The sequence below is a fragment of the Enterobacter sp. QK-SA4 genome (assembly GCF_056856775.1).
The window spans coordinates 3712120-3733714 of record NZ_JBXFXH010000007.1; the positions used below are offsets into that span (position 1 = coordinate 3712120).

Annotated in this window: 24 protein-coding genes; 10 read left to right on the forward strand and 14 right to left on the reverse strand. The window is 56.2% G+C overall.

Annotated features, from left to right (window positions below):
* Positions 1–4 precede the first annotated feature (4 nt).
* The gene (locus tag AC1VYI_RS19540; protein WP_023334701.1) at positions 5–496 is read right to left on the reverse strand and encodes a YajQ family cyclic di-GMP-binding protein; all 492 of its coding nucleotides are present in this window, start codon (positions 494–496) and stop codon (positions 5–7) included.
* A 121-nt stretch (positions 497–617) separates the two neighbouring features.
* Between AC1VYI_RS19540 and panE the strand changes: the two genes are divergently transcribed.
* Together panE and yajL are read left to right on the forward strand one after the other, a co-directional pair.
* The gene (panE, locus tag AC1VYI_RS19545; protein ID WP_023310564.1) at positions 618–1529 is read left to right on the forward strand and encodes a 2-dehydropantoate 2-reductase; all 912 of its coding nucleotides are present in this window, start codon (positions 618–620) and stop codon (positions 1527–1529) included.
* Entirely contained in the window at positions 1492–2082 is a 591-nt protein-coding gene (yajL, locus tag AC1VYI_RS19550) for a protein deglycase YajL (RefSeq protein WP_063408742.1), read from the forward strand. The genes panE and yajL overlap by 38 nt, the downstream gene beginning before the upstream one ends.
* A gap of 63 nt (positions 2083–2145) precedes the next feature.
* Here yajL and thiI read toward each other — a convergent pair whose 3' ends face one another.
* Positions 2146–3594: a tRNA uracil 4-sulfurtransferase ThiI gene (gene thiI, locus AC1VYI_RS19555; protein ID WP_023310562.1), complete on the reverse strand. Its 1449-nt coding sequence runs from the start codon at positions 3592–3594 to the stop codon at positions 2146–2148.
* Positions 3595–3785: 191 nt separating this feature from the next.
* Here thiI and xseB point away from each other — a divergent pair, with 191 nt between their 5' ends.
* The 4 genes from xseB to AC1VYI_RS19575 all read left to right on the forward strand — a co-directional run bounded on the left by xseB (position 3786) and on the right by AC1VYI_RS19575 (position 7851).
* Complete coding sequence (gene xseB / locus AC1VYI_RS19560; RefSeq protein WP_008503331.1) at positions 3786–4028, forward strand: exodeoxyribonuclease VII small subunit; 243 nt, start codon at positions 3786–3788, stop codon at positions 4026–4028.
* Positions 4029–4928: a (2E,6E)-farnesyl diphosphate synthase gene (gene ispA, locus AC1VYI_RS19565; protein ID WP_008503332.1), complete on the forward strand. Its 900-nt coding sequence runs from the start codon at positions 4029–4031 to the stop codon at positions 4926–4928.
* A 24-nt stretch (positions 4929–4952) separates the two neighbouring features.
* A complete protein-coding gene (dxs, locus tag AC1VYI_RS19570; protein ID WP_134866746.1) occupies positions 4953–6815 on the forward strand; it encodes a 1-deoxy-D-xylulose-5-phosphate synthase in 1863 nt (620 codons plus the stop codon).
* A 61-nt stretch (positions 6816–6876) separates the two neighbouring features.
* Complete coding sequence (locus tag AC1VYI_RS19575; RefSeq protein WP_134866747.1) at positions 6877–7851, forward strand: aldo/keto reductase; 975 nt, start codon at positions 6877–6879, stop codon at positions 7849–7851.
* A gap of 68 nt (positions 7852–7919) precedes the next feature.
* Here the strand turns inward: AC1VYI_RS19575 and thiL are convergent, their stop codons facing one another.
* The 5 genes from thiL to nrdR form a co-directional block, all read right to left on the reverse strand.
* Positions 7920–8891: a thiamine-phosphate kinase gene (gene thiL, locus AC1VYI_RS19580; RefSeq protein WP_023310558.1), complete on the reverse strand. Its 972-nt coding sequence runs from the start codon at positions 8889–8891 to the stop codon at positions 7920–7922.
* Between the two features lie 77 nt (positions 8892–8968).
* Positions 8969–9388, reverse strand: coding sequence for a transcription antitermination factor NusB (gene nusB, locus AC1VYI_RS19585; RefSeq protein WP_024906809.1), 420 nt, complete (start codon positions 9386–9388; stop codon positions 8969–8971).
* A gap of 21 nt (positions 9389–9409) precedes the next feature.
* The gene (ribH, locus tag AC1VYI_RS19590; protein ID WP_006176874.1) at positions 9410–9880 is read right to left on the reverse strand and encodes a 6,7-dimethyl-8-ribityllumazine synthase; all 471 of its coding nucleotides are present in this window, start codon (positions 9878–9880) and stop codon (positions 9410–9412) included.
* A gap of 87 nt (positions 9881–9967) precedes the next feature.
* Positions 9968–11071 carry a bifunctional diaminohydroxyphosphoribosylaminopyrimidine deaminase/5-amino-6-(5-phosphoribosylamino)uracil reductase RibD gene (ribD, locus tag AC1VYI_RS19595; RefSeq protein ID WP_134866749.1) on the reverse strand — a complete coding sequence of 368 codons (1104 nt, stop codon included), beginning with the start codon at positions 11069–11071 and terminating at the stop codon, positions 9968–9970.
* Positions 11072–11075: 4 nt separating this feature from the next.
* A complete protein-coding gene (nrdR, locus tag AC1VYI_RS19600; protein ID WP_008503337.1) occupies positions 11076–11525 on the reverse strand; it encodes a transcriptional regulator NrdR in 450 nt (149 codons plus the stop codon).
* Positions 11526–11677: 152 nt separating this feature from the next.
* Between nrdR and AC1VYI_RS19605 the strand changes: the two genes are divergently transcribed.
* Both AC1VYI_RS19605 and AC1VYI_RS19610 read left to right on the forward strand, forming a co-directional pair.
* Entirely contained in the window at positions 11678–12217 is a 540-nt protein-coding gene (locus AC1VYI_RS19605; RefSeq protein WP_023310555.1) for a SadB/YajI family lipoprotein, read from the forward strand.
* A 267-nt stretch (positions 12218–12484) separates the two neighbouring features.
* Positions 12485–13369 (forward strand): nucleoside-specific channel-forming protein Tsx, encoded by an 885-nt coding sequence (locus AC1VYI_RS19610; RefSeq protein WP_025756198.1) that lies wholly within the window; start codon positions 12485–12487, stop codon positions 13367–13369.
* A 120-nt stretch (positions 13370–13489) separates the two neighbouring features.
* Here the strand turns inward: AC1VYI_RS19610 and AC1VYI_RS19615 are convergent, their stop codons facing one another.
* From AC1VYI_RS19615 to queA, 7 genes are all read right to left on the reverse strand, one after another.
* A complete protein-coding gene (locus AC1VYI_RS19615) occupies positions 13490–14170 on the reverse strand; it encodes a helix-turn-helix transcriptional regulator (RefSeq protein WP_045356407.1) in 681 nt (226 codons plus the stop codon).
* A 14-nt stretch (positions 14171–14184) separates the two neighbouring features.
* Complete coding sequence (locus tag AC1VYI_RS19620) at positions 14185–14550, reverse strand: VOC family protein (protein ID WP_023310553.1); 366 nt, start codon at positions 14548–14550, stop codon at positions 14185–14187.
* A gap of 142 nt (positions 14551–14692) precedes the next feature.
* The gene (secF, locus tag AC1VYI_RS19625) at positions 14693–15664 is read right to left on the reverse strand and encodes a protein translocase subunit SecF (RefSeq protein ID WP_023310552.1); all 972 of its coding nucleotides are present in this window, start codon (positions 15662–15664) and stop codon (positions 14693–14695) included.
* A 10-nt stretch (positions 15665–15674) separates the two neighbouring features.
* Complete coding sequence (gene secD / locus AC1VYI_RS19630; RefSeq protein WP_071786499.1) at positions 15675–17522, reverse strand: protein translocase subunit SecD; 1848 nt, start codon at positions 17520–17522, stop codon at positions 15675–15677.
* A 27-nt stretch (positions 17523–17549) separates the two neighbouring features.
* Complete coding sequence (gene yajC, locus AC1VYI_RS19635; RefSeq protein WP_003859109.1) at positions 17550–17882, reverse strand: preprotein translocase subunit YajC; 333 nt, start codon at positions 17880–17882, stop codon at positions 17550–17552.
* A gap of 22 nt (positions 17883–17904) precedes the next feature.
* Complete coding sequence (gene tgt, locus AC1VYI_RS19640) at positions 17905–19032, reverse strand: tRNA guanosine(34) transglycosylase Tgt (protein WP_003859110.1); 1128 nt, start codon at positions 19030–19032, stop codon at positions 17905–17907.
* A 53-nt stretch (positions 19033–19085) separates the two neighbouring features.
* Positions 19086–20156 carry a tRNA preQ1(34) S-adenosylmethionine ribosyltransferase-isomerase QueA gene (queA, locus tag AC1VYI_RS19645; RefSeq protein ID WP_023310550.1) on the reverse strand — a complete coding sequence of 357 codons (1071 nt, stop codon included), beginning with the start codon at positions 20154–20156 and terminating at the stop codon, positions 19086–19088.
* A 92-nt stretch (positions 20157–20248) separates the two neighbouring features.
* On the opposite strand from queA, the gene acpH reads away from it, so the two are divergent.
* Entirely contained in the window at positions 20249–20830 is a 582-nt protein-coding gene (gene acpH, locus AC1VYI_RS19650) for an ACP phosphodiesterase (RefSeq protein WP_064791213.1), read from the forward strand.
* A gap of 127 nt (positions 20831–20957) precedes the next feature.
* Positions 20958–21560, forward strand: a complete 603-nt coding sequence (locus AC1VYI_RS19655; protein WP_014168840.1) for a peroxiredoxin — start codon at positions 20958–20960, stop codon at positions 21558–21560.
* Positions 21561–21595 lie beyond the last annotated feature (35 nt).

Here is a 21595-nt window from a genome sequence, read left to right on the forward strand (position 1 = left end):
TATATTAATCGCGGAAGTTTTTAAACTGGAACGGTTGCCCCAGATCGCCGCCGCGCACCAGCGCCATTACGGACTGGAGATCATCGCGGGACTTACCGGTCACGCGAATTTCTTCGCCCTGAATCTGTGCCTGCACCTTCAGCTTGCTGTCTTTGATGAGCTTAACGATCTTCTTCTGCACAGCGCTCTCAATGCCCTGCTTCAGCTTAGCTTCCACAAACCAGTTCTTACCGCTGTGCACAAACTCTTCCGGCACATCCAGGGACGTCCCTTCGATGCCGCGCTTTAACAGCTTGGCGCGCAGAATGTCGAGCAGCTGATTCACCTGGAAGTCAGACTCGCTCAGCACCTTAATGGTCTTATTTGCGTCGTTCAGCTCAAACGACGCCTCAACGCCGCGAAAATCGAAACGTGACTCAACTTCGCGGGTTGCGTTCTCAACGCCGTTGCGAACTTCCTGGATATCAACTTCGGAAACAATATCGAAAGATGGCATCTTTTCTTCTCCCTTCACTTTTGTTGCGTTGCATAATACCCGCTACGAGGCATAACTCAACAGAAGCTTAGCTGTATAATTAAGCTGTAACACCTGGCGCAGTTGCAGGTGAGGAGGAACAATGAAAATTACGGTGCTCGGATGCGGAGCGCTTGGTCAGCTGTGGCTGACCGCGCTGTGCAAGCACGGACATGAGGTTCAGGGCTGGCTGCGCGTGCCCCAGCCCTATTGCAGTGTAAACCTGATTGGTGAAGACGGAAGCATCTTTAACGAATCCCTCACCGCGAACGATCCTGACTTCCTGGCGCAAAGCGACCTTTTATTGGTGACGCTCAAAGCGTGGCAGGTCTCAGACGCGGTAAAAACGCTGGCCGCGCAGCTCCCCTCCACTTCCCCCATACTGCTGCTGCATAACGGCATGGGGACGCTTGATGAGCTGAAAAACGTCCCGCAGCCCCTGCTGATGGCGACGACCACGCACGCTGCGCGTCGCGACGGCAACATCATCGTGCATGTCGCCAGCGGCGTGACGCACATCGGGCCCGCAAGAACTCAGGATGGAGATTACAGCTATCTTGCCGATGTGCTGCAGAAGGTGCTGCCGGACGTCGCCTGGCACAACAACATCCGCCCTCAGCTGTGGCGCAAGCTGGCGGTAAACTGCGTAATCAATCCGCTGACGGCGCTGTGGAACTGCCCGAACGGAGAGCTGAAAAATCATCCGCAGGACGTTGCCATGCTGTGTGCGGAAGTCGCGGCGGTCGTTGAGCGGGAAGGCCTGCATACCTCGGCCGACGATTTGCGCTGCTATGTCGAGCAGGTCATTGAGAGCACGGCAGAAAACATCTCCTCGATGCTGCAGGATGTTCGGGCATTACGCCACACGGAGATCGACTACATCACCGGCTATCTGTTAAAACGCGCCCGCGCGCACGGTATAGCCGTGCCGGAAAACGCCCGTCTGTATGACCTGGTTAAACGTAAGGAGAGTGAATATGAGCGCGTCAGCACTGATCTGCCTCGCCCCTGGTAGCGAAGAGATTGAAGCGGTCACCACCATTGATTTGATGGTGCGCGGCGGCATTAAGGTCACCACCGCCAGCGTCGCCAGCGACGGTAATCTGGCAATCACCTGCTCGCGCGGGGTGAAAATCCTTGCGGATGCCCCCCTTGTTCAGGTGGCTGACGGCGATTACGACATCATCGTTCTGCCCGGCGGCTTAAAAGGCGCGGAATGTTTTCGCGACAGTCCGCTGCTGGTCGAGACCGTGCGTCAGTTTCATTTATCCGGCCGCATCGTCGCGGCAATCTGTGCCGCCGCCGGAACGGTTCTGATTCCGCACGATATCTTCCCCATCGGCAACATGACCGGTTTCCCGGGGCTCAAGGATACGATCCCGGAAGAGCACTGGGTTGATAAACGCGTCGTCTGGGATCCGCGCGTCAACCTGCTGACCAGCCAGGGGCCAGGCACCGCGATTGATTTTGGCTTAAAGATTATTGACCTGCTGGTCGGGCGCGAGAAAGCGTACGAAGTAGCGTCATCGCTGGTGATGCCTGCGGGGATTTATAATTATTACGAATAGGTGTTCTCCCTCACCCTGTGGGAGAGGGGCGGAGGCAACAGGTCGCCCCCGCCCTGCAATAAACTACGGGCGATACACCTTCACATTCGCAAAGCCCTGCTCGCGCAGATACAGCGCCTGCAGACGGCTCATCACCCCACGCTCACACCACAGCAGATAGGTTTTGCTCTGGTCGAGGTCGCCAAATTTGGTGCTCAGCTTGTAGAACGGCAGAGAAACCACTTCGACGCCTTCAACCTGCAGCGGCTTGTCATCCTGCTCATCAATGGAGCGAATATCCAGAATTGCATCGTTAGCGCCGAAACCGCTCACGGTTTCAACTTCTACGACTTCCTGCTCGGTCTGCTGGGCAATCTCGCGGATGTCGATGTTGGAGGCTTCCTCCACCACTTTTTCCAGAATGCTGAAATCGAAGTTCTCTTCTTCCGCTTCGATCTTCGCCTTCACCGCCTTCACCGTTGGGCTTTTTGAGATCACGCCGCAGTATTCCGGCATGGTGCGGGCAAAATCTTCGGTGCCGATTTCGCGCGCCAGGTCGATGATGTGCTCTTTGTCGTGGGAGATCAGCGGACGCAGGATCAGCGTATCAGACACGTTGTCGATAAGACGCAGGTTGGTCAGCGTCTGGCTGGATACCTGGCCCAGCGCTTCACCGGTGACCAGCGCCTGCACGCCGTAGCGCTCGGCAACTTTGGACGCCGCACGCACCATCATGCGTTTCAGCACCACGCCCATCTGGCCGTCGTCCACTTTTTCGAGGATTTCGCCGACCACAGGTTCGAAGTTGATCGCCACGAAACGCACGCGGTGAGAGCTGCCGAAGCGGTTCCACAGGTAATGCGCCACCTGACGAACGCCGATCTCGTGCGCCGCCCCGCCCAGGTTGAAGAAGCAGTAGTGCACACGGCAGCCGCGACGCATCAGCATATAGCTGGAGACGCCGGAGTCGAAGCCGCCGGAGATGAGGGACAGGACGTCTTCCTGGGTACCAATCGGGAAGCCGCCGATACCTTCATAGCGCCCTTTCACCAGCAGCAGGCGATCGTTTTCGATCTCCAGGTTCACGGTCACGTCCGGGTTGGTCAGACGAACGCGCGCCGTTTCAACGTGCTGGTTCAAACCGCCGCCGACGTAACGTTCCACTTCAATAGAGCTGAACTCGTGCTTGCCGCGACGCTTCACGCGCACGCAGAAGGTTTTGCCTTCGATCTGATCGCGGTACTGGACCAGCGCTTTCTCGAAGATGTCGTGCATATCGCTGAACGGAACATCTTCCACTTCCAGGATATGGTGGATCCCCGGAATACGGGTCAGCGCGTCGCGAATATCCTGACGTTTATTTTCGTCTTTGGCGCGCACTTCAACGTGGTCCCAGTGGCGCACTACGGCGAGGGTTTCGTCGTAGTGCTTTAATACGTTACGAATGTTCCCGGTGAGAATTTTAATAAAGCGCAAACGCACAGATTGGCTTTTGATGGTGATTTCAGGGAACAATTTAATGATAAACTTCATGGCGGCAATGTTTCTTAGGCAAGCGTATTAAGGCTTGTAATGGAAAAGAGTACAGCAGCCCACACCCGTGGCTGCATCCAGGCGCGCAAGTATACCACCATCGCGCCGCTCCTGTGCACATTGCGCGTTATTTGATAATTGCCCTGAGTCCGTTACCATGTCGGGGCTGAGAATATAAGAGTCAATTCACTATGCCGAAGAAGAACGACGCACCGGCCAGTTTCGAAACTGCGCTGAGTGAACTGGAGCAAATCGTTACCCGTCTTGAGAGCGGCGATCTCCCGCTGGAAGAGGCGCTCAATGAATTCGAGCGTGGCGTGCAGCTGGCGCGCCAGGGGCAGGTCAAACTGCAGCAGGCCGAGCAGCGCGTGCAGATCCTGCTTTCCGACAGCGAAGACGCGAAAACCACGCCTTTCACACCGGACGCCGAGTAAATGGATTTTGCCAACGAGCTTCAGGCGCGTGTCGTACGCGCCAACGACGCCCTGCGCCGTTTTATTGCGCCACAGCCTTTTCAGAACACTCCACTGGTTGAAGCCATGCACTATGGCGCACTCTTGGGTGGAAAGCGCCTGCGCCCGTTCCTGGTGTACGCCACAGGCAATATGTTTGGCATCAGCGATAACACGCTGGACGCCCCGGCAGCCGCCGTTGAGTGCATCCACGCCTACTCGCTGATCCACGACGATCTCCCGGCCATGGACGACGACGATTTGCGTCGGGGTCAACCTACCTGCCATATCAAGTTTGGCGAGGCGAATGCCATTCTGGCGGGTGATGCCCTGCAAACGCTGGCATTCTCGATTTTGAGCGACGCACCGATGGCGGAAGTGGCCGACCGCGACCGGCTGGCGATGATCTCCGAGCTGGCAATGGCCAGCGGCGTGGCCGGTATGTGCGGCGGACAGGCACTGGATCTGGAAGCGGAAGGACGTCAGGTTAATCTGGAACAGCTGGAGCGTATTCACCGCCATAAAACCGGGGCGTTGATTCGTTCCGCCGTTCGCCTGGGCGCGCTGAGCGCGGGTGAACAAGGGCGCAAAGCCCTGCCGATTCTGGACAGATACGCAGAAAGTATCGGTCTGGCATTCCAGGTTCAGGATGACATTCTGGATGTGGTGGGCGATACTGCAACATTGGGTAAACGTCAGGGTGCGGACCAGCAGCTTGGCAAAAGTACCTACCCCGCCCTGCTGGGCCTTGAGCAAGCCCAACGTAAAGCCCGGGATCTGATTGACGACGCCCGCCAGTCGCTAAATGAACTGGCCGCGCAATCGCTGGATACCTCGGCACTGGAAGCGCTAGCGGACTATATAATCCAGCGTGATAAATAAACTATATATCTCGATGAGCCTTTGATGAGTTTTGATATTGCCAAATACCCGACACTGGCGTTAGTTGACTCCACCCAGGAGCTACGCCTGTTGCCGAAAGAGAGCCTGCCGAAGCTGTGCGACGAGCTGCGTCGCTACCTGCTCGACAGCGTAAGCCGCTCCAGCGGCCATTTCGCCTCCGGGCTTGGCACGGTTGAGCTGACCGTGGCGCTGCACTATGTCTATAACACGCCGTTCGATCAGCTGATCTGGGACGTGGGGCACCAGGCTTATCCGCACAAAATTCTGACCGGACGTCGCGATAAAATTGGCACCATTCGTCAGAAAGGCGGCCTGCACCCGTTCCCGTGGCGCGGTGAGAGCGAGTACGACGTGCTGAGCGTCGGCCACTCTTCCACCTCCATTTCTGCGGGCATCGGTATTGCCGTTGCCGCCGAGAAAGAGAACAAGCAGCGCCGCACCGTCTGCGTGATTGGCGACGGCGCCATCACCGCAGGGATGGCCTTCGAAGCCATGAACCACGCGGGCGACATCAAGCCGGACATGCTGGTTATCCTTAACGATAACGAAATGTCGATTTCCGAGAACGTCGGCGCGCTGAACAACCATCTGGCCCAGCTGCTCTCCGGCAAGCTTTACTCCTCGCTGCGCGAAGGCGGCAAGAAAGTCTTCTCCGGCGTACCGCCGATTAAAGAGCTGCTCAAGCGTACCGAAGAACACATCAAAGGCATGGTCGTGCCGGGCACTCTGTTTGAAGAGCTGGGCTTTAACTATATTGGCCCGGTTGACGGTCACGACGTGCTGGGCCTGGTGACCACGCTCAAGAACATGCGCGACCTGAAAGGCCCGCAGTTCCTGCACATTATGACCAAAAAAGGGCGCGGTTACGAACCGGCGGAAAAAGATCCGATCACCTTCCACGCGGTACCGAAATTTGACCCGTCGAGCGGCTGTCTGCCAAAAAGCAGCGGCGGCATGCCGAGCTATTCAAAAATCTTCGGCGACTGGCTATGCGAAACCGCAGCCAAAGACAACAAGCTGATGGCTGTGACGCCTGCCATGCGTGAAGGCTCCGGCATGGTGGAGTTCTCCAGAAAATACCCTGACCAGTATTTTGACGTTGCCATTGCCGAGCAGCATGCGGTGACGTTTGCAGCGGGCCTGGCCATTGGCGGCTACAAGCCGGTTGTCGCTATCTATTCCACCTTCCTGCAGCGCGCCTACGATCAGGTGATCCACGACGTGGCGATTCAGAAGCTGCCGGTACTGTTTGCTATCGATCGTGCGGGCATCGTCGGTGCCGACGGCCAGACGCACCAGGGCGCGTTTGATCTGTCGTTCCTGCGCTGTATTCCGGATATGGTTGTCATGACGCCAAGTGACGAGAACGAATGTCGTCAGATGCTGTTTACCGGCTACCACTATCAGGATGGCCCAAGCGCCGTTCGCTACCCGCGCGGCAATGCGGTGGGCGTTGAGCTTCAGCCGCTGGAAAAATTGCCGATCGGTAAAGGTCTGGTGAAGCGTCGCGGTGAAAAAGTGGCGATACTGAACTTCGGCACGCTGATGCCTGAGGCGGCGAAAGTGGCTGAAACGCTGAACGCCACCCTGGTGGACATGCGCTTTGTGAAACCGCTCGACGAATCCCTGATCCTGAGTATGGCTGAGGCGCATGACGTGCTGGTCACGCTAGAAGAGAACGCGATTATGGGCGGTGCGGGCAGCGGCGTGAACGAGGTGCTGATGGCAAACCGTAAAGCCGTTCCGGTACTGAACCTCGGCCTGCCGGACCATTTCATCCCGCAAGGTACCCAGGACGAAGCCCGCGCGGCGATTGGCCTGGACGCTGCCGGTATCGAAGCTAAAATCCGAACCTGGCTGGACTGAACCCTCCCCTTTTCCGCTCCTGCTATGCTTAAACGTATTGTTTAAACAGCAGGAGCGGACCGTGCAATACACAACATTAGGAAAAACAGACCTTAAGGTATCCCGGCTTTGTCTGGGATGCATGACCTTTGGCGAACCCGATCGGGGAAACCACGCCTGGACGCTGCCGGAAGAGAGCAGCCGTCCGATTATCAAACGCGCCATCGAGGGCGGCATTAACTTCTTTGACACCGCCAACAGCTATTCCGACGGCAGCAGCGAGGAGATTGTTGGCCGCGCCCTGCGTGATTTTGCCCGTCGGGAAGACATCGTGGTTGCCACCAAGGTGTACTATCCAGTGGGCGACCTGGCTCAGGGACTTTCTCGCGCGCAGATCCTGCGTTCCATTGATGATAGCCTCAGGCGTCTGAACATGGATTACGTCGACCTGCTGCAAATTCACCGCTGGGATTACAACACGCCCATTGAGGAGACGCTGGAAGCACTCAACGACGTCGTCAAAGCCGGTAAAGCGCGCTATATCGGCGCGTCGTCTATGCATGCCTCACAGTTTGCTCATGCGCTGGCTCTGCAGGCGCAGCACGGCTGGGCGCGCTTCGTCACCATGCAGGACCACTACAATCTGATCTACCGTGAAGAAGAACGTGAGATGCTGCCGCTGTGCCATCAGGAGGGCGTGGCGGTGATCCCGTGGAGCCCGCTCGCGCGCGGCCGCCTGACCCGTCCGTGGGGAGAAACCACGGCCCGTCTGGTCTCGGATGAAGTGGGAAAAAATCTCTACGAAGGAACAGAGGCCAGCGATGCCCTGATCGCTGAACGCTTAGCCGGAATTGCCGACGATACCGGTGCAACTCGTGCCCAGATAGCGCTGGCGTGGCTGCTGGGCAAGCGCGGGGTCGCGGCACCGATTATTGGAACATCGCGGGAAGAACAGCTGGATGAGCTGCTGAATGCGGTGGATATCACGCTGACGCCGGAGCAGATTGCCGAGCTGGAGACGCCGTATCAGCCGCATCCGGTGGTGGGGTTTAAGTAAGCCCTGCCACAGAGAAAGGGAACAAAACACATAGGCCGGGTAAGGCGAAGCCGCCGCCCGGCAAAAGCTTACGCGAAGTGATCGTACCCTTTCCAGTCCAGCGTGACGGGCGCGCCGTCTTTCACAAACTTCAGCCCTTCGCTCTCCGGCATGATCTGACCGATGCAGGTGAATTTCGCGCCGAGATGCGCTAACGCCACGTCCAGCGTTCCACGGTTGAGCTCAGGCACCGTGAAGCACAACTCATAGTCTTCACCACCGGAGAGCGCCCAGCGCAGCGCCTGCTCAGGTTCAACGTGGCGAAGCAGCTGCTCAGACAGCGGGAAGAGATCCAGGTCAACGCGCGCACCTACGCCGCTGGCCTTCAGGATATGGCCGAGATCGGAGATCAGCCCGTCAGAGAGATCGATAGCCGAGCTTGCCCGTTCGCGCAGCGCCTGGCCGTGCAAAATACGCGGCGTTGGCCGCAGGTGGCGTTTCACCAGATACGCCGCATCGTCAGCGTCTCCAACCGTTAAACGGTTCTGCAGGATCGCCAGCCCGGCCGCGCTGTCGCCCGGCGTACCGGTCACGTAGATCCAGTCGCCCGGTTTTGCACCCGAGCGCTTCAGCGCGCGGCCGAGCGGCACGTAGCCGTGGATCGCCAGCGTCATCGACAGCGGACCGGCAGTCGTGTCGCCGCCAATCAGCTGCATATCGTAATAGCTAAGCTGCTCAAAAAGCGCATCGCTAAAGGCTTCCAGCCAGGCTTCATCTACCTCTGGCAGCGTCAGAGCCAGCGTTAGCCACGCGGGATCGGCCCCCATCGCCGCCAGATCGCTGACGTTAACCGCCAGGGCTTTATACGCCAGATCGGCAGGATCGATATCCGGTAAGAAATGACGGCCGCACACCAAAGTGTCGGTGCTGATTGCCAGCGTCTGTTTTTCGGGAATATTGAGAAGTGCACAGTCATCGCCAATGCCGGTTTCAACATCAAGACGAGAGGTTCTGACACGGTCGAAATAACGGGCAATCAGGGAGAATTCGCCGCATGCCATACGTTATGCCTCAGCAAATAAAAGAAAAAACCGGAGCCGCACTGCCCGTCAGACAATGCAGGACTCCGGTTTGCGGATCACTTTTTGTGGGGACGGATCGCAGGGGCTGCTTTATCAAGTACGCCGTTTACAAACTTGTGGCTGTCTTCAGCGCCGAAGGTTTTCGCCAGCTCGATCGCTTCGTTGATGGCCACTTTATACGGCACATCATCACGTTTAGACAGCTCAAACAGCGCGATACGCAACACTGCTTTTTCCACCTGACCCAGCTCTTCGAGCAGACGGGACAGGTATGGCTTCATCAGGCCATCGAGATACGCGCTATTAGTCGCCACTCCCGACAGCAGTTCGCGGAAGTACAGAACGTCAACGTCTTTCACGTCCTGTTCTGACAGGAACTGGTATTCAACATCAGAGATGTCGTTCTGGGACAACTGCCAGGAGTAAAGTGCCTGGACGGCACATTCACGGGCGCGGCGACGAGCAGCAGGTTTCACGGAATTCCCCTTACAAAAAAATCAGGCCTTGATGGCTTTCAATACATTGATCATTTCAAGCGCGGTCAGTGCAGCTTCTGCACCTTTGTTACCGGCTTTGGTGCCAGCACGTTCGATGGCTTGTTCAATACTTTCGGTGGTCAGCACGCCGAACGCGACAGGAATTTCAGCATCCTGCGCAACGTGTGCCAGACCGTTGCTTGCACCGCCCGCAACGTATTCGAAGTGCGCAGTGCCGCCACGAATAACGGTACCCAGCGCAATCACCGCGTCGTATTTACCGGTTTTCGCCAGCGCGCCCGCCGCCAGTGGCAGTTCGTAAGCGCCTGGAACCCAAACAACGGTAATGTTGTCATCTTTAACCTGGCCGATGCGTTTCAGGGCGTCAATCGCACCTTCCAGCAGGCTGTCGTTGATGAAGTTGTTGAAACGCGCAATGGTGATGGCGACGCGAGCGTCCGGGGTAGCTACAGCAGCTTCAATAATGTTCATACTCTTCCTTTACGGGTTCATTTGGCCCCGCAGGGGGGCGGATTTTATCATAATACTTTGCGCACTGCTTCCCTATTTCAGGAGCAATTACGCTGTCGTTAAGTGGAGGCAGACATCCGGGCCTACCGGACGAATCTCGCTAAATTTGAGTTGCGGTGCGTCGGCCAGTTTTTCAAGGCCGGGCAGCACAAACAGGCCGCGCGCGTCGTGACCTAACAGTTTAGGCGCAACGTAAACAATCAGCTCATCCACCAGCCCGGCCTGTAAAAGCGCACCGGCGAGCGTTGGCCCCGCTTCAACCCAGATGCTGTTCACCTGCTGCTTGCCGAGCAGCATCATCAGCACCACCAGATCCAGATGACCGTTATGCTCCGGCACCATAATACTGCGCACGCCTTCCGGCCATTCGCGCGTATCTTCTTTAGTGCGGGCAATCCAGGTTTCAACCGGCTGCTGGACAATACGGTGCTCTGGCGTCACGCGGTTCTGGCTATCAATGATAATACGCAGCGGCTGACGCAGGTTCTCCTGCGGGTACAGCGCCTGAGTATCGGCATTCAGCTCGTCCCAGCGCACGGTCATGGCCGGATCGTCAGCCAGAACGGTTTCACTGCTGGTGAGAATAGCATGGCTTTGCGCGCGCAGACGTTGCACATCGCGCCTTGCCTGTGGTGACGTGATCCACTGGCTTTCGCCGTTTGCCATCGCCGTACGACCGTCCAGCGAGGCGCCCAGCTTAAGCTGAATATACGGGAACCCCGTGCGCATGCGCTTCAGAAAGCCTTTGTTGATCGCTTCCGCGTCCTGCATCATCAGCCCATGGCTGACGTCAATGCCTTCCTGCTGCAGGCGATACAGGCCGCGCCCGGCAACCTGCGGATTTGGGTCCTGCATCGCAGCGACCACGCGCGACACGCCCGCCGCAATCAGCGCTTCACAGCACGGCGGCGTACGCCCGTGATGGCTGCAGGGCTCCAGCGTGACGTAGGCTGTGGCACCGCGCGCCTTCTCACCGGCCATGCGCAACGCATGAACCTCGGCATGCGGTTCGCCCGCCCGATAGTGAAACCCCTCTCCTACAATCTCGCCATCGTTGACGATAACGCACCCGACGTTCGGGTTGGGATGGGTAGTAAAACGGCCGCGCTGCGCCAGCTTCATGGCTCGCGCCATGTAGATCTCATCCTGCATGAGCTTAATCCTGTAAGCGGGCGATCTCTTCGCCAAACTCTTTGATGTCTTCGAAGCTGCGGTAGACCGAGGCGAAGCGGATATAGGCGACCTTATCAAGCTTTTTCAGCTGCTCCATCACAAGGTTGCCGATCATTTTGCTCGGCACTTCACGCTCACCCAAACCACGAAGGTAAGATTTTATGTGGTTTAACGCCATCTCAACGTCATCCGCGCTGACAGGGCGTTTTTCCAGGGCCTTCAGCATCCCGCTGCGCAGTTTCTCTTCGTTAAACGGCTCGCGCACGTCGTTGCTTTTTACCACGCGCGGCATTACCAGCTCTGCAACCTCAAAGGTCGTGAAACGCTCGTTGCACACCAGACACTGCCGACGACGGCGTACGGATGACCCTTCGCCCACAAGACGAGAGTCGATGACTTTGGTATCCACAGCGGAGCAGAATGGGCAATGCATACGGTATCCCTGTTATGTGGTTAACTAATTTTCATTTTACCCTGATCTGGCCTGACAACAAAGGAAGAGCTTTTTGAGACAAAGGATCTATGTCTGACACGTTGAGGCTGGCTACCATTAAGGCGATCCGTTATTTCAAGGAAATAAACGCAATGACAAGACGTTACCTGAAGATTTTGCTGGTGGGGAGCCTCTTCACCCTTAGCGCCTGTGCACAGCAAACCGAAGTTCGCCAGATGAAACAAAGCGTCAACACGCTCAATACGGCGATGGACAAACTGAATAAAGAAACGGTGAAGATCACCCAACAAAACGCGCTGAACGCAAAATCCAGCAGCGGGGTGTATCTGCTGCCTGGTGCCAATACACCTGCGCGGCTCAACAGCCAGATTGGCACGCTTAAAATGTCACTGGTGAACGTGGCGGCAAATGCAGATGGTACTCGCGCAACATTACGCATCCAGGGCGAATCCAACGATCCGCTTCCGGCCTTCAGCGGCACCGTCGAGTGGGGCCAGATCCAGGGCACAACCGAGAGCTATCAGGAAGTGAATGTGAAGAACCAGTTGTTCACTGCTCCCGCGAGTATACTGGCGCCCAGCGATGTTGATATCCCGCTTCAGCTGAGTGGACTCACGCCAGATCAGTTAGGTTTTATCCGCATCCACGATATCCAGCCCGCCGCGCAGTAACCCCTCCTTCAGCGGAGTGCAATGTCACTCCGCTAACATTTACATTTCGTATGGATTGGCAACATAAATGATTGCCGCTACAATCCCGGCCGTTTAAAGTACGCAAACGTGAACGCAATCGATTACGCGTGTGAGAGATATGTGAAACAACACATATTTTTGTGAGCAGGGATTCCTATAATAGGCACCGCAGAAACACGAAATATTTAGAAACGCAATTCGCGCATTTTTCACTCCCGGAAGGGAATTTCAATCAGTGGCATGATTATGAAAAAAACATTACTTGCAGCCGGCGCTGTGCTGGCACTTTCCTCCTCTTTCACTGTTAACGCAGCGGAAAACGATAAACCACAATATCTCTCCGACTGGTGGCACCAGAGCGTTAACGTCGTGGGCAGCTACCACACCCGTTTCGGACCACAGATCCGCAACGATACCTACCTGGAGTACGAAGCGTTCGCCAAGAAAGACTGGTTTGATTTCTACGGCTATATGGATGCACCGGTATTCTTCGGCGGTAACACCGACGCGAAAGGTATCTGGAACCACGGTTCCCCACTGTTCATGGAAATTGAACCACGCTTCTCTATTGATAAACTGACCGGTACCAGCCTGGCGTTTGGTCCGTTCAAAGAGTGGTACTTCGCGAACAACTACATCTACGACATGGGCCGCAATAAGTCTGGTCGCCAGAGCACCTGGTACATGGGTCTGGGTACGGACATCGATACCGGCCTGCCAATGAGCCTGTCTCTGAACGTGTATGCTAAATACCAGTGGCAGAACTACGGCGCCGCGAACGAAAACGAGTGGGATGGCTACCGTTTCAAAGTGAAATACTTTGTGCCAATTACCCAGCTGTGGGGCGGTAACCTGAGCTATATCGGCTTCACCAACTTTGACTGGGGTTCAGATCTGGGCGACAACGACTTCCGCGACCTGAACGGTAAGAAAGCGCGCACCAACGACTCCATCGCCTCCAGCCACATCCTGGCGCTGAACTACGATCACTGGCACTACTCTGTTGTTGCGCGTTACTGGCACAACGGTGGTCAGTGGAACGACGACGCGAGCCTGAACTTCGGCAACGGCGACTTCAGCGTTCGCTCTACCGGCTGGGGTGGTTACCTGGTTGTGGGTTATAACTTCTAATCAGCGCTGGACTGGGCGGGCTGATGCCCTCACCCTGACCCTCTCCCACAGGGAGAGGGAACAAATACTAAGAACGGCAACATACGTTGCCGTTTTGCTTTTACCTCGCCGCCAGGCTTTTTACTGCTTAACCTTCCGCAAAAAATCGGCCAGAGACCTGTCCGCACTCTCGCTAAACCGCCTCTCCGTCTGCACAATATTGAGACATCGGTCGAGCCGGAAACAGCGATAGTCATCGCGCCGTTCGCACCACGCCGCCAGCAGCCAGCGCTCCCCCCAGAAGAACAATCCTAACGGCTGAACCTCACGCTGTGAGAGTTGCCCAACTTCGTCGCGGTAATGCAACGCCAGCACACGCTGAGCGGAAATTGCCTGATGAATCATGTCAAAATCGCTACGGGAGTGGCTTTGCATGCAAAAATCCGGGGCGTAGATCCGCGTCTGCTCCGCCTTTCGACGACTCTCCTCGGGCAGGATAGCCAGCACCTTCTCCTGAGCCGACTCCAGCTCGCGCGACAGCGATTCCCCTCCCCAGGTTTTGAGCAGGCGAATCGCGACGATCAGCGCCTCTGACTCCTTATTTGTCAGCATCAGCGGCGGCAGGTCAAATCCCGACATCAGCCGATATCCGCTCCCCGCCTCACCTTCCACCGGCACGCCGGAAAGCGACAGGTCGCGAATATCGCGGTAGACCGTGCGCTCGGACACGCCAAGCCGGTCCGCCAGATGCGCTGCCGTTGTCAGACGCCTGCCCCGCAGGATCTGCACAATCTGAAACAAACGGTCAGCGCGTCGGGTCATATCTTATTCCGCTCTCAGGCAGGTTGATGGAGGCCGACGCGGTTACCCTCGCTGTCGGTAAACAATGCGATAGTGCCAATGCCATGCGGCAGTTCCAGCGGGCCAAACACGCACTCGCCGCCCGCAGAGGCGATGCGATCGAGCGTGGCCGCCAGATTGTCAGTATGCAGGTAAATAATAGCGCCCTGCAAAGACGGTGTAACGCCGTCAAATTTTGCCAGCGCCCCGCCTGTACCCGGATCCTCATGCGGGAAAACGGCCAGCTCCGCGCAGTCCATTTTCTCGCGACGCAGCGCGAGCTGCATCACCGGCTCATAAAATTTGATGGCGCGATCCATATCCGCGACCGGAATCTCAAACCAGTTAATGACGCTTTTCATACATTCTCCTGCCTGTTGTTTGGGTTCAGAAGGAGTCTACGACAGGGCTCCTGACAGCATACTGTCAGGAGTGTTTGTCAGGAGCGGATAAAAAAAATCCCGGTCAACAGACCGGGATTTCGATAACGCGCTAAACGTCGCCTTACGGCAGAATGGACGGCTGATCCGCCCCTTCTTTCTCGACTTTCTGCTGGAGCAGGTGCTCGCGCTTCATGCCAAGTTTCAGTGCCAGAGCGGATGCGACGTAGATAGACGACGCCGTACCGATGGTGACACCGATCAGCATGGTCAGCGAGAAGCCTTCCAGTACCGGACCACCGAAGAGGAACAGCATCAGGATCACCATCAGGGTGGTACCGGATGTGATCAGGGTACGGTGCAGCGTCTGGGTCAACGACACGTTAAAGATTTCGTACGGCGTACCGCGACGGATCTTACGGAAGTTTTCACGGATACGGTCAGATACCACGATACTGTCGTTCAGTGAGTAACCGATAACGGACATCAGGGATGCCACAATCGTCAGGTCAATCTCAATGTGGAACAGCGACAGTATGCCCATGGTGATCACCACGTCGTGCGCCAGAGCGATAACCACACCGGCCGCCAGTCGCCACTCAAAGCGGAAACCGACGTACACCAGGATGGAAATCAGCGCCACCAGCAGCGCCATCGCGCCGGTCTGCGCCAGGTCAGCACCCACGCTTGGGCCGACGAACTCAATACGCTTGACCGCCGCGTTCTGGCTGGTTGTTTCGTTAATCACGCTAACAACCTTGCTGCCCAACTCCTGGCTGCCGTTGGCATCGTGCACCGGTGGCATACGCACCATGATGTCGCGGCTGCTGCCGAAGTTCTGCAGCAGCGGCTCTTCAAAGCCCGCTTTCTGCAGAGACAGACGCATCTGGTCCATATCGACCGGTTTTTCCAGGGAGATCTCGATGACCGTACCGCCGGTGAAATCCAGACCCCAGTTAAAGCCTTTCACGCTCATAATGCCGATGGACAGAATCAGCAGGAAACCTGAAATGCCGAAGGCCCAGTAGTCCCAGCGCATAAAGTCCCAGACTTTACGGCCGTGGTTCAATTGTTCAACAGTATATTCCTGTGCCACAACGCACTCCTCAGATAGACAGCTTTTTGACGCGCTTGCCGCCGTACAGCAGGTTCACGATGGCACGGGTGCCGACAATAGCGGTAAACATTGACGTTGCGACACCGATACCGGTTGTAATCGCAAAGCCTTTGATCGCACCAGTCCCCACTGCATACAGGATAAGAACCTTAATCAGTGTTGTTACATTCGCATCGAAGATGGAGCTGAACGCGCCTTTATAGCCTTCGTCAATCGCCTGCTGAATAGAGCGGCCGTTGCTCAACTCTTCTTTGATACGTTCGTTAATCAGTACGTTGGCGTCGACCGCCACCGCAAGAGTAAGAACGATACCCGCAATCCCCGGCATGGTCAGCGTCGCCCCCGGCAGCAGGGACATAATGCCGATGATCAGCACCAGGTTGGCAATCAGCGCGGAGGTCGCAATCAGACCAAACTTCTTATAGAAGAAGATCATGAAGAGGATAGAGACCACCAGACCGGCCAGACACGCTTCCAGACCCTGCTGAATGTTTTGCATACCCAGAGTTGGACCAATGGTACGTTCTTCAACAATCTGAATTGGCGCAATCAGCGCACCGGCACGCAGCAGCAGGGAGAGCTGACGCGCTTCGTTCGGGTTGTTGATACCGGTGATACGGAAGCTGTTACCCAGACGAGACTGGATATTGGCGATGTTAATCACCTCTTCCTCTTTCACCAGCACCGCACGACCGTTTGCATCTTTCTTACCGCTGTCTTTGTACTCCACGAACAGGGTCGCCATCGGTTTACCGATGTTGTCCTTGGTGAAGTTAGACATGATGTTACCGCCCGCGCTATCCAGCGAGATGTTAACCTGCGGCTGGTTGTATTCGTCCTGGCTCGACGTGGAGTCGGTGATGTGGTCACCGGTCAGGATCACGCGTTTGTACAGCACTACTGGCTGACCTTCGCGGGTCTGTTTCACTTCGGAGTCGCCCGGAATACGCCCTGCGGCAGCAGCGGACTGATCGACGTTGGAGTTCACCAGCCGGAATTCCAGGGTTGCGGTCGCACCCAGAATCTCTTTCGCACGCGCGGTATCCTGGATACCCGGCAGTTCAACCACGATACGGTCAGCACCCTGACGCTGTACCAGCGGCTCAGCCACGCCCAGCTGGTTTACACGGTTACGCAGAATGTTGATGTTCTGCTGAACGGCATATTCACGCGCTTCTTTCAGACGCGCATCGGTCATCACCGCGCGCAGCTGGTTGCTGCCCTGCGAGGAGATCACCAGGTCACGGTGACGTTGGGTCAGGTAATCTACAGCCTGATCGCGCGCCGCGCTGTCGCGGAACGTGATGCTCATGCCGTAGTTATCTTCTTTACGCACGGTGGTGTAAGCGATGCCTTTATCACGCAGATCGCTGCGCAGGCTGTCAATATTCTGTTCCTGCAGCTTGCCGAGCGCGGTATCCATATCCACTTCCATCAGGAAGTGAACGCCGCCACGCAGGTCAAGACCGAGTTTCATTGGCTCTGCATTCATCGCAGCCAGCCAACGCGGGGTTGCAGGGGCAAGGTTAAGCGCCACGACGTATTTATCACCCAGCACGCCCATCAGCGCTTCACGTGCGCGGAGCTGCGTGTCGGTGGTGTCGAAGCGAGCAAGAATTGCACCCTCTTCCAGAGCCACAGACTTAGCGGTAATTTTTTCTTCTTGTAACGTTTTCTGGACCTGGATCAGCGTTTGCTCACTGGCGGCGACACCGCGCGCGCCAGTGATTTGAACAGCCGGATCCTCACCATACAGGTTGGGAAGCGCGTACAGCAGGCCGACGAGAATCACGACGACCAGCATGATGTACTTCCACAAAGGATAACGGTTTAACACGGCAGTTCCCTTTGGGAAAAGTTGGGATTACAGCGCCTTCATGGTGCCTTTCGGCAGAACGGCAGCTACGAAGTCACGTTTGATGACCACTTCAGTGGTGTCGTTCAGGGCGATAGCAATGTAGCCGTTTTCAGCCACTTTGGTTACGCGACCGACCAGACCACCGTTAGTCAGCACTTCATCGCCTTTCGCAATGGAGTTCATCAGGTTTTTGTGCTCTTTGGTGCGCTTCTGCTGTGGACGCAGGATCATGAAGTAGAAGATCAGACCGAACACAACCAGCATCAGAATCAGAGACATCGGGCTGCCCTGCGCTGGAGCACCTGTTGCCGCTACCGCATCAGAAATAAAAAAGCTCATTCAAATTCCCTCATTATTAAAATTAATCAACGTTCAACGGTGGAACATCCCGCCCCTGACGTTGGTAGAAATCGGTCACGAAGCTCTCTAATTTACCCTCTTCGATAGCCTTACGTAAACCAGCCATTAAGCGCTGATAATAACGAAGATTATGAATGGTATTGAGACGCGCGCCCAAAATCTCGTTGCAACGATCGAGATGATGCAGATACGCGCGAGAATAATTGCGACAGGTATAGCAATCGCACTCGGAATCGAGCGGGCTGGTGTCACTCTTATGCTTCGCGTTACGGATTTTCACCACGCCATCGGTAACGAACAAATGGCCGTTACGCGCGTTGCGGGTTGGCATGACGCAGTCGAACATATCAATGCCGCGGCGTACGCCTTCAACCAGATCTTCTGGTTTACCCACGCCCATCAGGTATCGTGGTTTATCCGCCGGGATTTGCGGGCAGACATGCTCCAGAATGCGGTGCATGTCTTCCTTCGGCTCACCCACAGCCAAACCGCCGACAGCGTAGCCATCAAAACCTATCTCTACCAGACCTTTAACAGAGATATCGCGTAAATCTTCGTAAACGCTGCCCTGGATAATGCCGAACAGCGCATTTTTGTTCTGCAGGGAGTCAAAACGATCACGGCTACGCTTCGCCCAGCGCAGAGACATCTCCATGGAGCGTTTTGCGTAGTCCCAGTCAGCAGGATACGGCGTACATTCGTCGAAGATCATCACGATGTCAGAGCCGAGATCGTACTGAATCTCCATCGATTTTTCGGGATCGAGGAAAATCGGATCGCCGTTGATCGGGTTACGGAAGTGTACGCCCTGCTCGGTGATCTTGCGGATATCGCCCAGGCTGAAGACCTGGAAGCCGCCGGAGTCGGTCAGGATTGGTCCTTTCCACTGCATGAAATCGTGCAGGTCGCCGTGGAGCTTCATGATCTCCTGACCCGGACGCAGCCACAGGTGGAAGGTGTTGCCGAGGATAATCTGTGCGCCAGTGGCTTCTACTTCTTCCGGCGTCATCCCTTTTACGGTGCCGTACGTGCCCACAGGCATAAACGCGGGGGTTTCCACCACGCCGCGATCAAACACCAGGCGACCGCGACGCGCGCGGCCATCGGTGGTATCGAGTTCAAATTTCATTTTTTCTCCGACGTCAGAAAAACAGTCCAACGTTGTAAAACGGTGCCGCGGACTTATTCCCCGACACGCTCATTCAAAGCCAGCGGATTGTACGTGATAAACATCGCGTCCCCGTAGCTAAAAAAGCGATATTTTTGTTCTACCGCAGACTTGTAGGCCGCCATCGTATGCTGATAACCGGCAAATGCCGACACCAGCATAATCAGCGTTGATTCAGGCAGATGGAAGTTGGTCACCAGCGCGTCAATCACTTTGTACTGATAGCCCGGGTAGATAAAGATCTGCGTATCGCCAAAGAACGGCTCGATAAGATCGCTCTTTGCGGCCTGCGCGGCGCTCTCGAGTGAGCGCACGGACGTTGTACCGACCGCCACGACGCGGCTGCCGCGCGCTTTCGCCGCCAGGACCGCGTCCACCACATCCTGAGGCACTTCGGCATACTCAGAGTGCATGATGTGATCTTCAATGCTGTCCACGCGCACCGGCTGGAAGGTTCCCGCCCCGACGTGCAGCGTCACGAACGCCATCTCCACGCCCTTCGCGCGCAGTTTCTCCAGCAGCGGCTCATCAAAATGCAGGCCCGCGGTCGGCGCAGCGACGGCGCCTGGCTTCTGGCTGTAGACGGTCTGGTACAGCTCGCGGTCGGCCTCTTCGTCCGGACGCTCAATATAAGGCGGCAGCGGCATGTGGCCGATGGCGTTCAGGATATCGAGCACCGTGCGTTCGTCATCGAACGCCACCTCAAACAGCGCGTCATGGCGCGCGGTCATGGTCGCCTTGATACTCTCATCATCGCCCAGCAGCAGTTCAGCGCCCGGCTTCGGCGCCTTAGACGCGCGAATATGTGCCAGAATACGTTTATCATCGAGCATACGTTCGACCAGCACTTCAATCTTGCCGCCGCTGGCTTTACGGCCAAACAGGCGCGCCGGGATCACGCGGGTATTGTTAAAGACCAGCAGATCGCCAGGGTTGAGCTTGTCGAGCAAATCGGTGAAAGTACCGTGCGTCAGCTCGCCCGTTGGCCCATCCAGTGACAGTAAGCGACAGCTGCTGCGCTCAGGCATGGGATAGTGAGCAATCAGGGATTCAGGTAGTTCAAAGGAGAAATCGGCGACGCGCATGACGTATACTCGTGACTTAAAAACAGGCGGCATAGTCTAGTGCTCACACCCTTTTGCTGCAACAACTAGCCGCCCCCGGACAAATAAAACGCATGAATTTTCTCGCTCACCTGCATCTCGCTCACCTCGCTAACAGCTCCCTGTCCGGCAATTTGCTGGCCGATTTCGTACGCGGCAACCCCGCTGAGGACTATTCCCCTGAGGTTGTCGACGGAATTTTTATGCACCGCCGCATCGACGTGCTGACGGATAAGCTGCCGGAAGTGACGGAAGCTAAAGCGTGGTTTCGCCCTGAAACGCGCCGCGTTGCGCCGATCACGCTCGACGTGATGTGGGATCACTTTCTGTCGCGCCACTGGGAACAGCTGTCGCCGGAGATGCCCTTGCCGGCGTTTGTGCGCTATGCCCACCAGCAGGTGTCGATCATTCTGCCCGACTCGCCGCCGCGCTTTGTCAATCTGAATAACTACCTGTGGTCAGAGCGCTGGCTGGAGCGCTATCGCGAGATGGATTTCATCCAGAACGTGTTGAATGGGATGGCAAGCCGCCGACCACGACTGGATGCGCTGCGGGATTCCTGGTATGACCTGGATGAACATTACGATGCGCTGGAAGCGCGTTTCTGGCAGTTTTACCCGCGCATGATGGCGCAGGCGAAAAACAAACAGCTCTGACAGAATTCACATTGATAGGTAAAAGCTGGCGGAACGATTGTCACCACCTCTTTGTCTTATCCATGAACACTCTCTATACTGGCTCGCGTTGCGTTCCAAATAACCTTAGTATCTACAGGAGAATCATATGGTTCTGGTAACTCGTCCGGCTCCGGATTTTACAGCTGCAGCAGTTCTGGGCAACGGTGAAATCGTTGAAAACTTCAACTTCAAACAGCACACCAACGGTAAAGCGACCGTTCTGTTCTTCTGGCCAATGGACTTCACTTTCGTTTGCCCGTCTGAGCTGATCGCATTCGACAAACGTTATGAAGAATTCCAGAAACGTGGCGTGGAAGTTGTTGGCGTCTCCTTCGACTCTGAATTTGTACACAACGCATGGCGTAACACCCCTGTCGACAAAGGCGGCATCGGTGCGGTGAAATACGCAATGGTTGCGGACATCAAACGCGAAATCCAGCAGGCTTACGGTATCGAACATCCGGACGCTGGCGTTGCGCTGCGTGGTTCCTTCCTGATCGACGCGAACGGCATCGTTCGTCACCAGGTTGTGAACGATCTGCCGCTGGGTCGTAACATCGACGAAATGCTGCGCATGGTTGACGCGCTGCAGTTCCACGAAGAGCACGGCGAAGTGTGCCCGGCTCAGTGGGAGAAAGGTAAAGAAGGCATGAACGCGTCTCCAGACGGCGTGGCTAAATACCTGTCTGAGAACGTATCCAGCCTGTAATCGGCACGGTTTACGAAAAAGGCCCGCTTATGCGG

Coding starts and splice junctions, on each gene's coding strand:
- AC1VYI_RS19605 (WP_023310555.1), top strand. CDS start 11,678: ATGACAAGACGTTACCTGAAGATTTTGCTGGTGGGGAGCCTCTTCACC.
- yajC (WP_003859109.1), bottom strand. CDS start 17,882: ATGAGCTTTTTTATTTCTGATGCGGTAGCGGCAACAGGTGCTCCAGCG.
- acpH (WP_064791213.1), top strand. CDS start 20,249: ATGAATTTTCTCGCTCACCTGCATCTCGCTCACCTCGCTAACAGCTCC.
- panE (WP_023310564.1), top strand. CDS start 618: ATGAAAATTACGGTGCTCGGATGCGGAGCGCTTGGTCAGCTGTGGCTG.
- thiL (WP_023310558.1), bottom strand. CDS start 8,891: ATGGCATGCGGCGAATTCTCCCTGATTGCCCGTTATTTCGACCGTGTC.
- xseB (WP_008503331.1), top strand. CDS start 3,786: ATGCCGAAGAAGAACGACGCACCGGCCAGTTTCGAAACTGCGCTGAGT.
- AC1VYI_RS19540 (WP_023334701.1), bottom strand. CDS start 496: ATGCCATCTTTCGATATTGTTTCCGAAGTTGATATCCAGGAAGTTCGC.
- AC1VYI_RS19620 (WP_023310553.1), bottom strand. CDS start 14,550: ATGAAAAGCGTCATTAACTGGTTTGAGATTCCGGTCGCGGATATGGAT.
- tgt (WP_003859110.1), bottom strand. CDS start 19,032: ATGAAATTTGAACTCGATACCACCGATGGCCGCGCGCGTCGCGGTCGC.
- nrdR (WP_008503337.1), bottom strand. CDS start 11,525: ATGCATTGCCCATTCTGCTCCGCTGTGGATACCAAAGTCATCGACTCT.
- AC1VYI_RS19610 (WP_025756198.1), top strand. CDS start 12,485: ATGAAAAAAACATTACTTGCAGCCGGCGCTGTGCTGGCACTTTCCTCC.
- ribH (WP_006176874.1), bottom strand. CDS start 9,880: ATGAACATTATTGAAGCTGCTGTAGCTACCCCGGACGCTCGCGTCGCC.
- dxs (WP_134866746.1), top strand. CDS start 4,953: ATGAGTTTTGATATTGCCAAATACCCGACACTGGCGTTAGTTGACTCC.
- yajL (WP_063408742.1), top strand. CDS start 1,492: ATGAGCGCGTCAGCACTGATCTGCCTCGCCCCTGGTAGCGAAGAGATT.
- thiI (WP_023310562.1), bottom strand. CDS start 3,594: ATGAAGTTTATCATTAAATTGTTCCCTGAAATCACCATCAAAAGCCAA.
- AC1VYI_RS19655 (WP_014168840.1), top strand. CDS start 20,958: ATGGTTCTGGTAACTCGTCCGGCTCCGGATTTTACAGCTGCAGCAGTT.
- queA (WP_023310550.1), bottom strand. CDS start 20,156: ATGCGCGTCGCCGATTTCTCCTTTGAACTACCTGAATCCCTGATTGCT.
- ribD (WP_134866749.1), bottom strand. CDS start 11,071: ATGCAGGATGAGATCTACATGGCGCGAGCCATGAAGCTGGCGCAGCGC.
- AC1VYI_RS19615 (WP_045356407.1), bottom strand. CDS start 14,170: ATGACCCGACGCGCTGACCGTTTGTTTCAGATTGTGCAGATCCTGCGG.
- ispA (WP_008503332.1), top strand. CDS start 4,029: ATGGATTTTGCCAACGAGCTTCAGGCGCGTGTCGTACGCGCCAACGAC.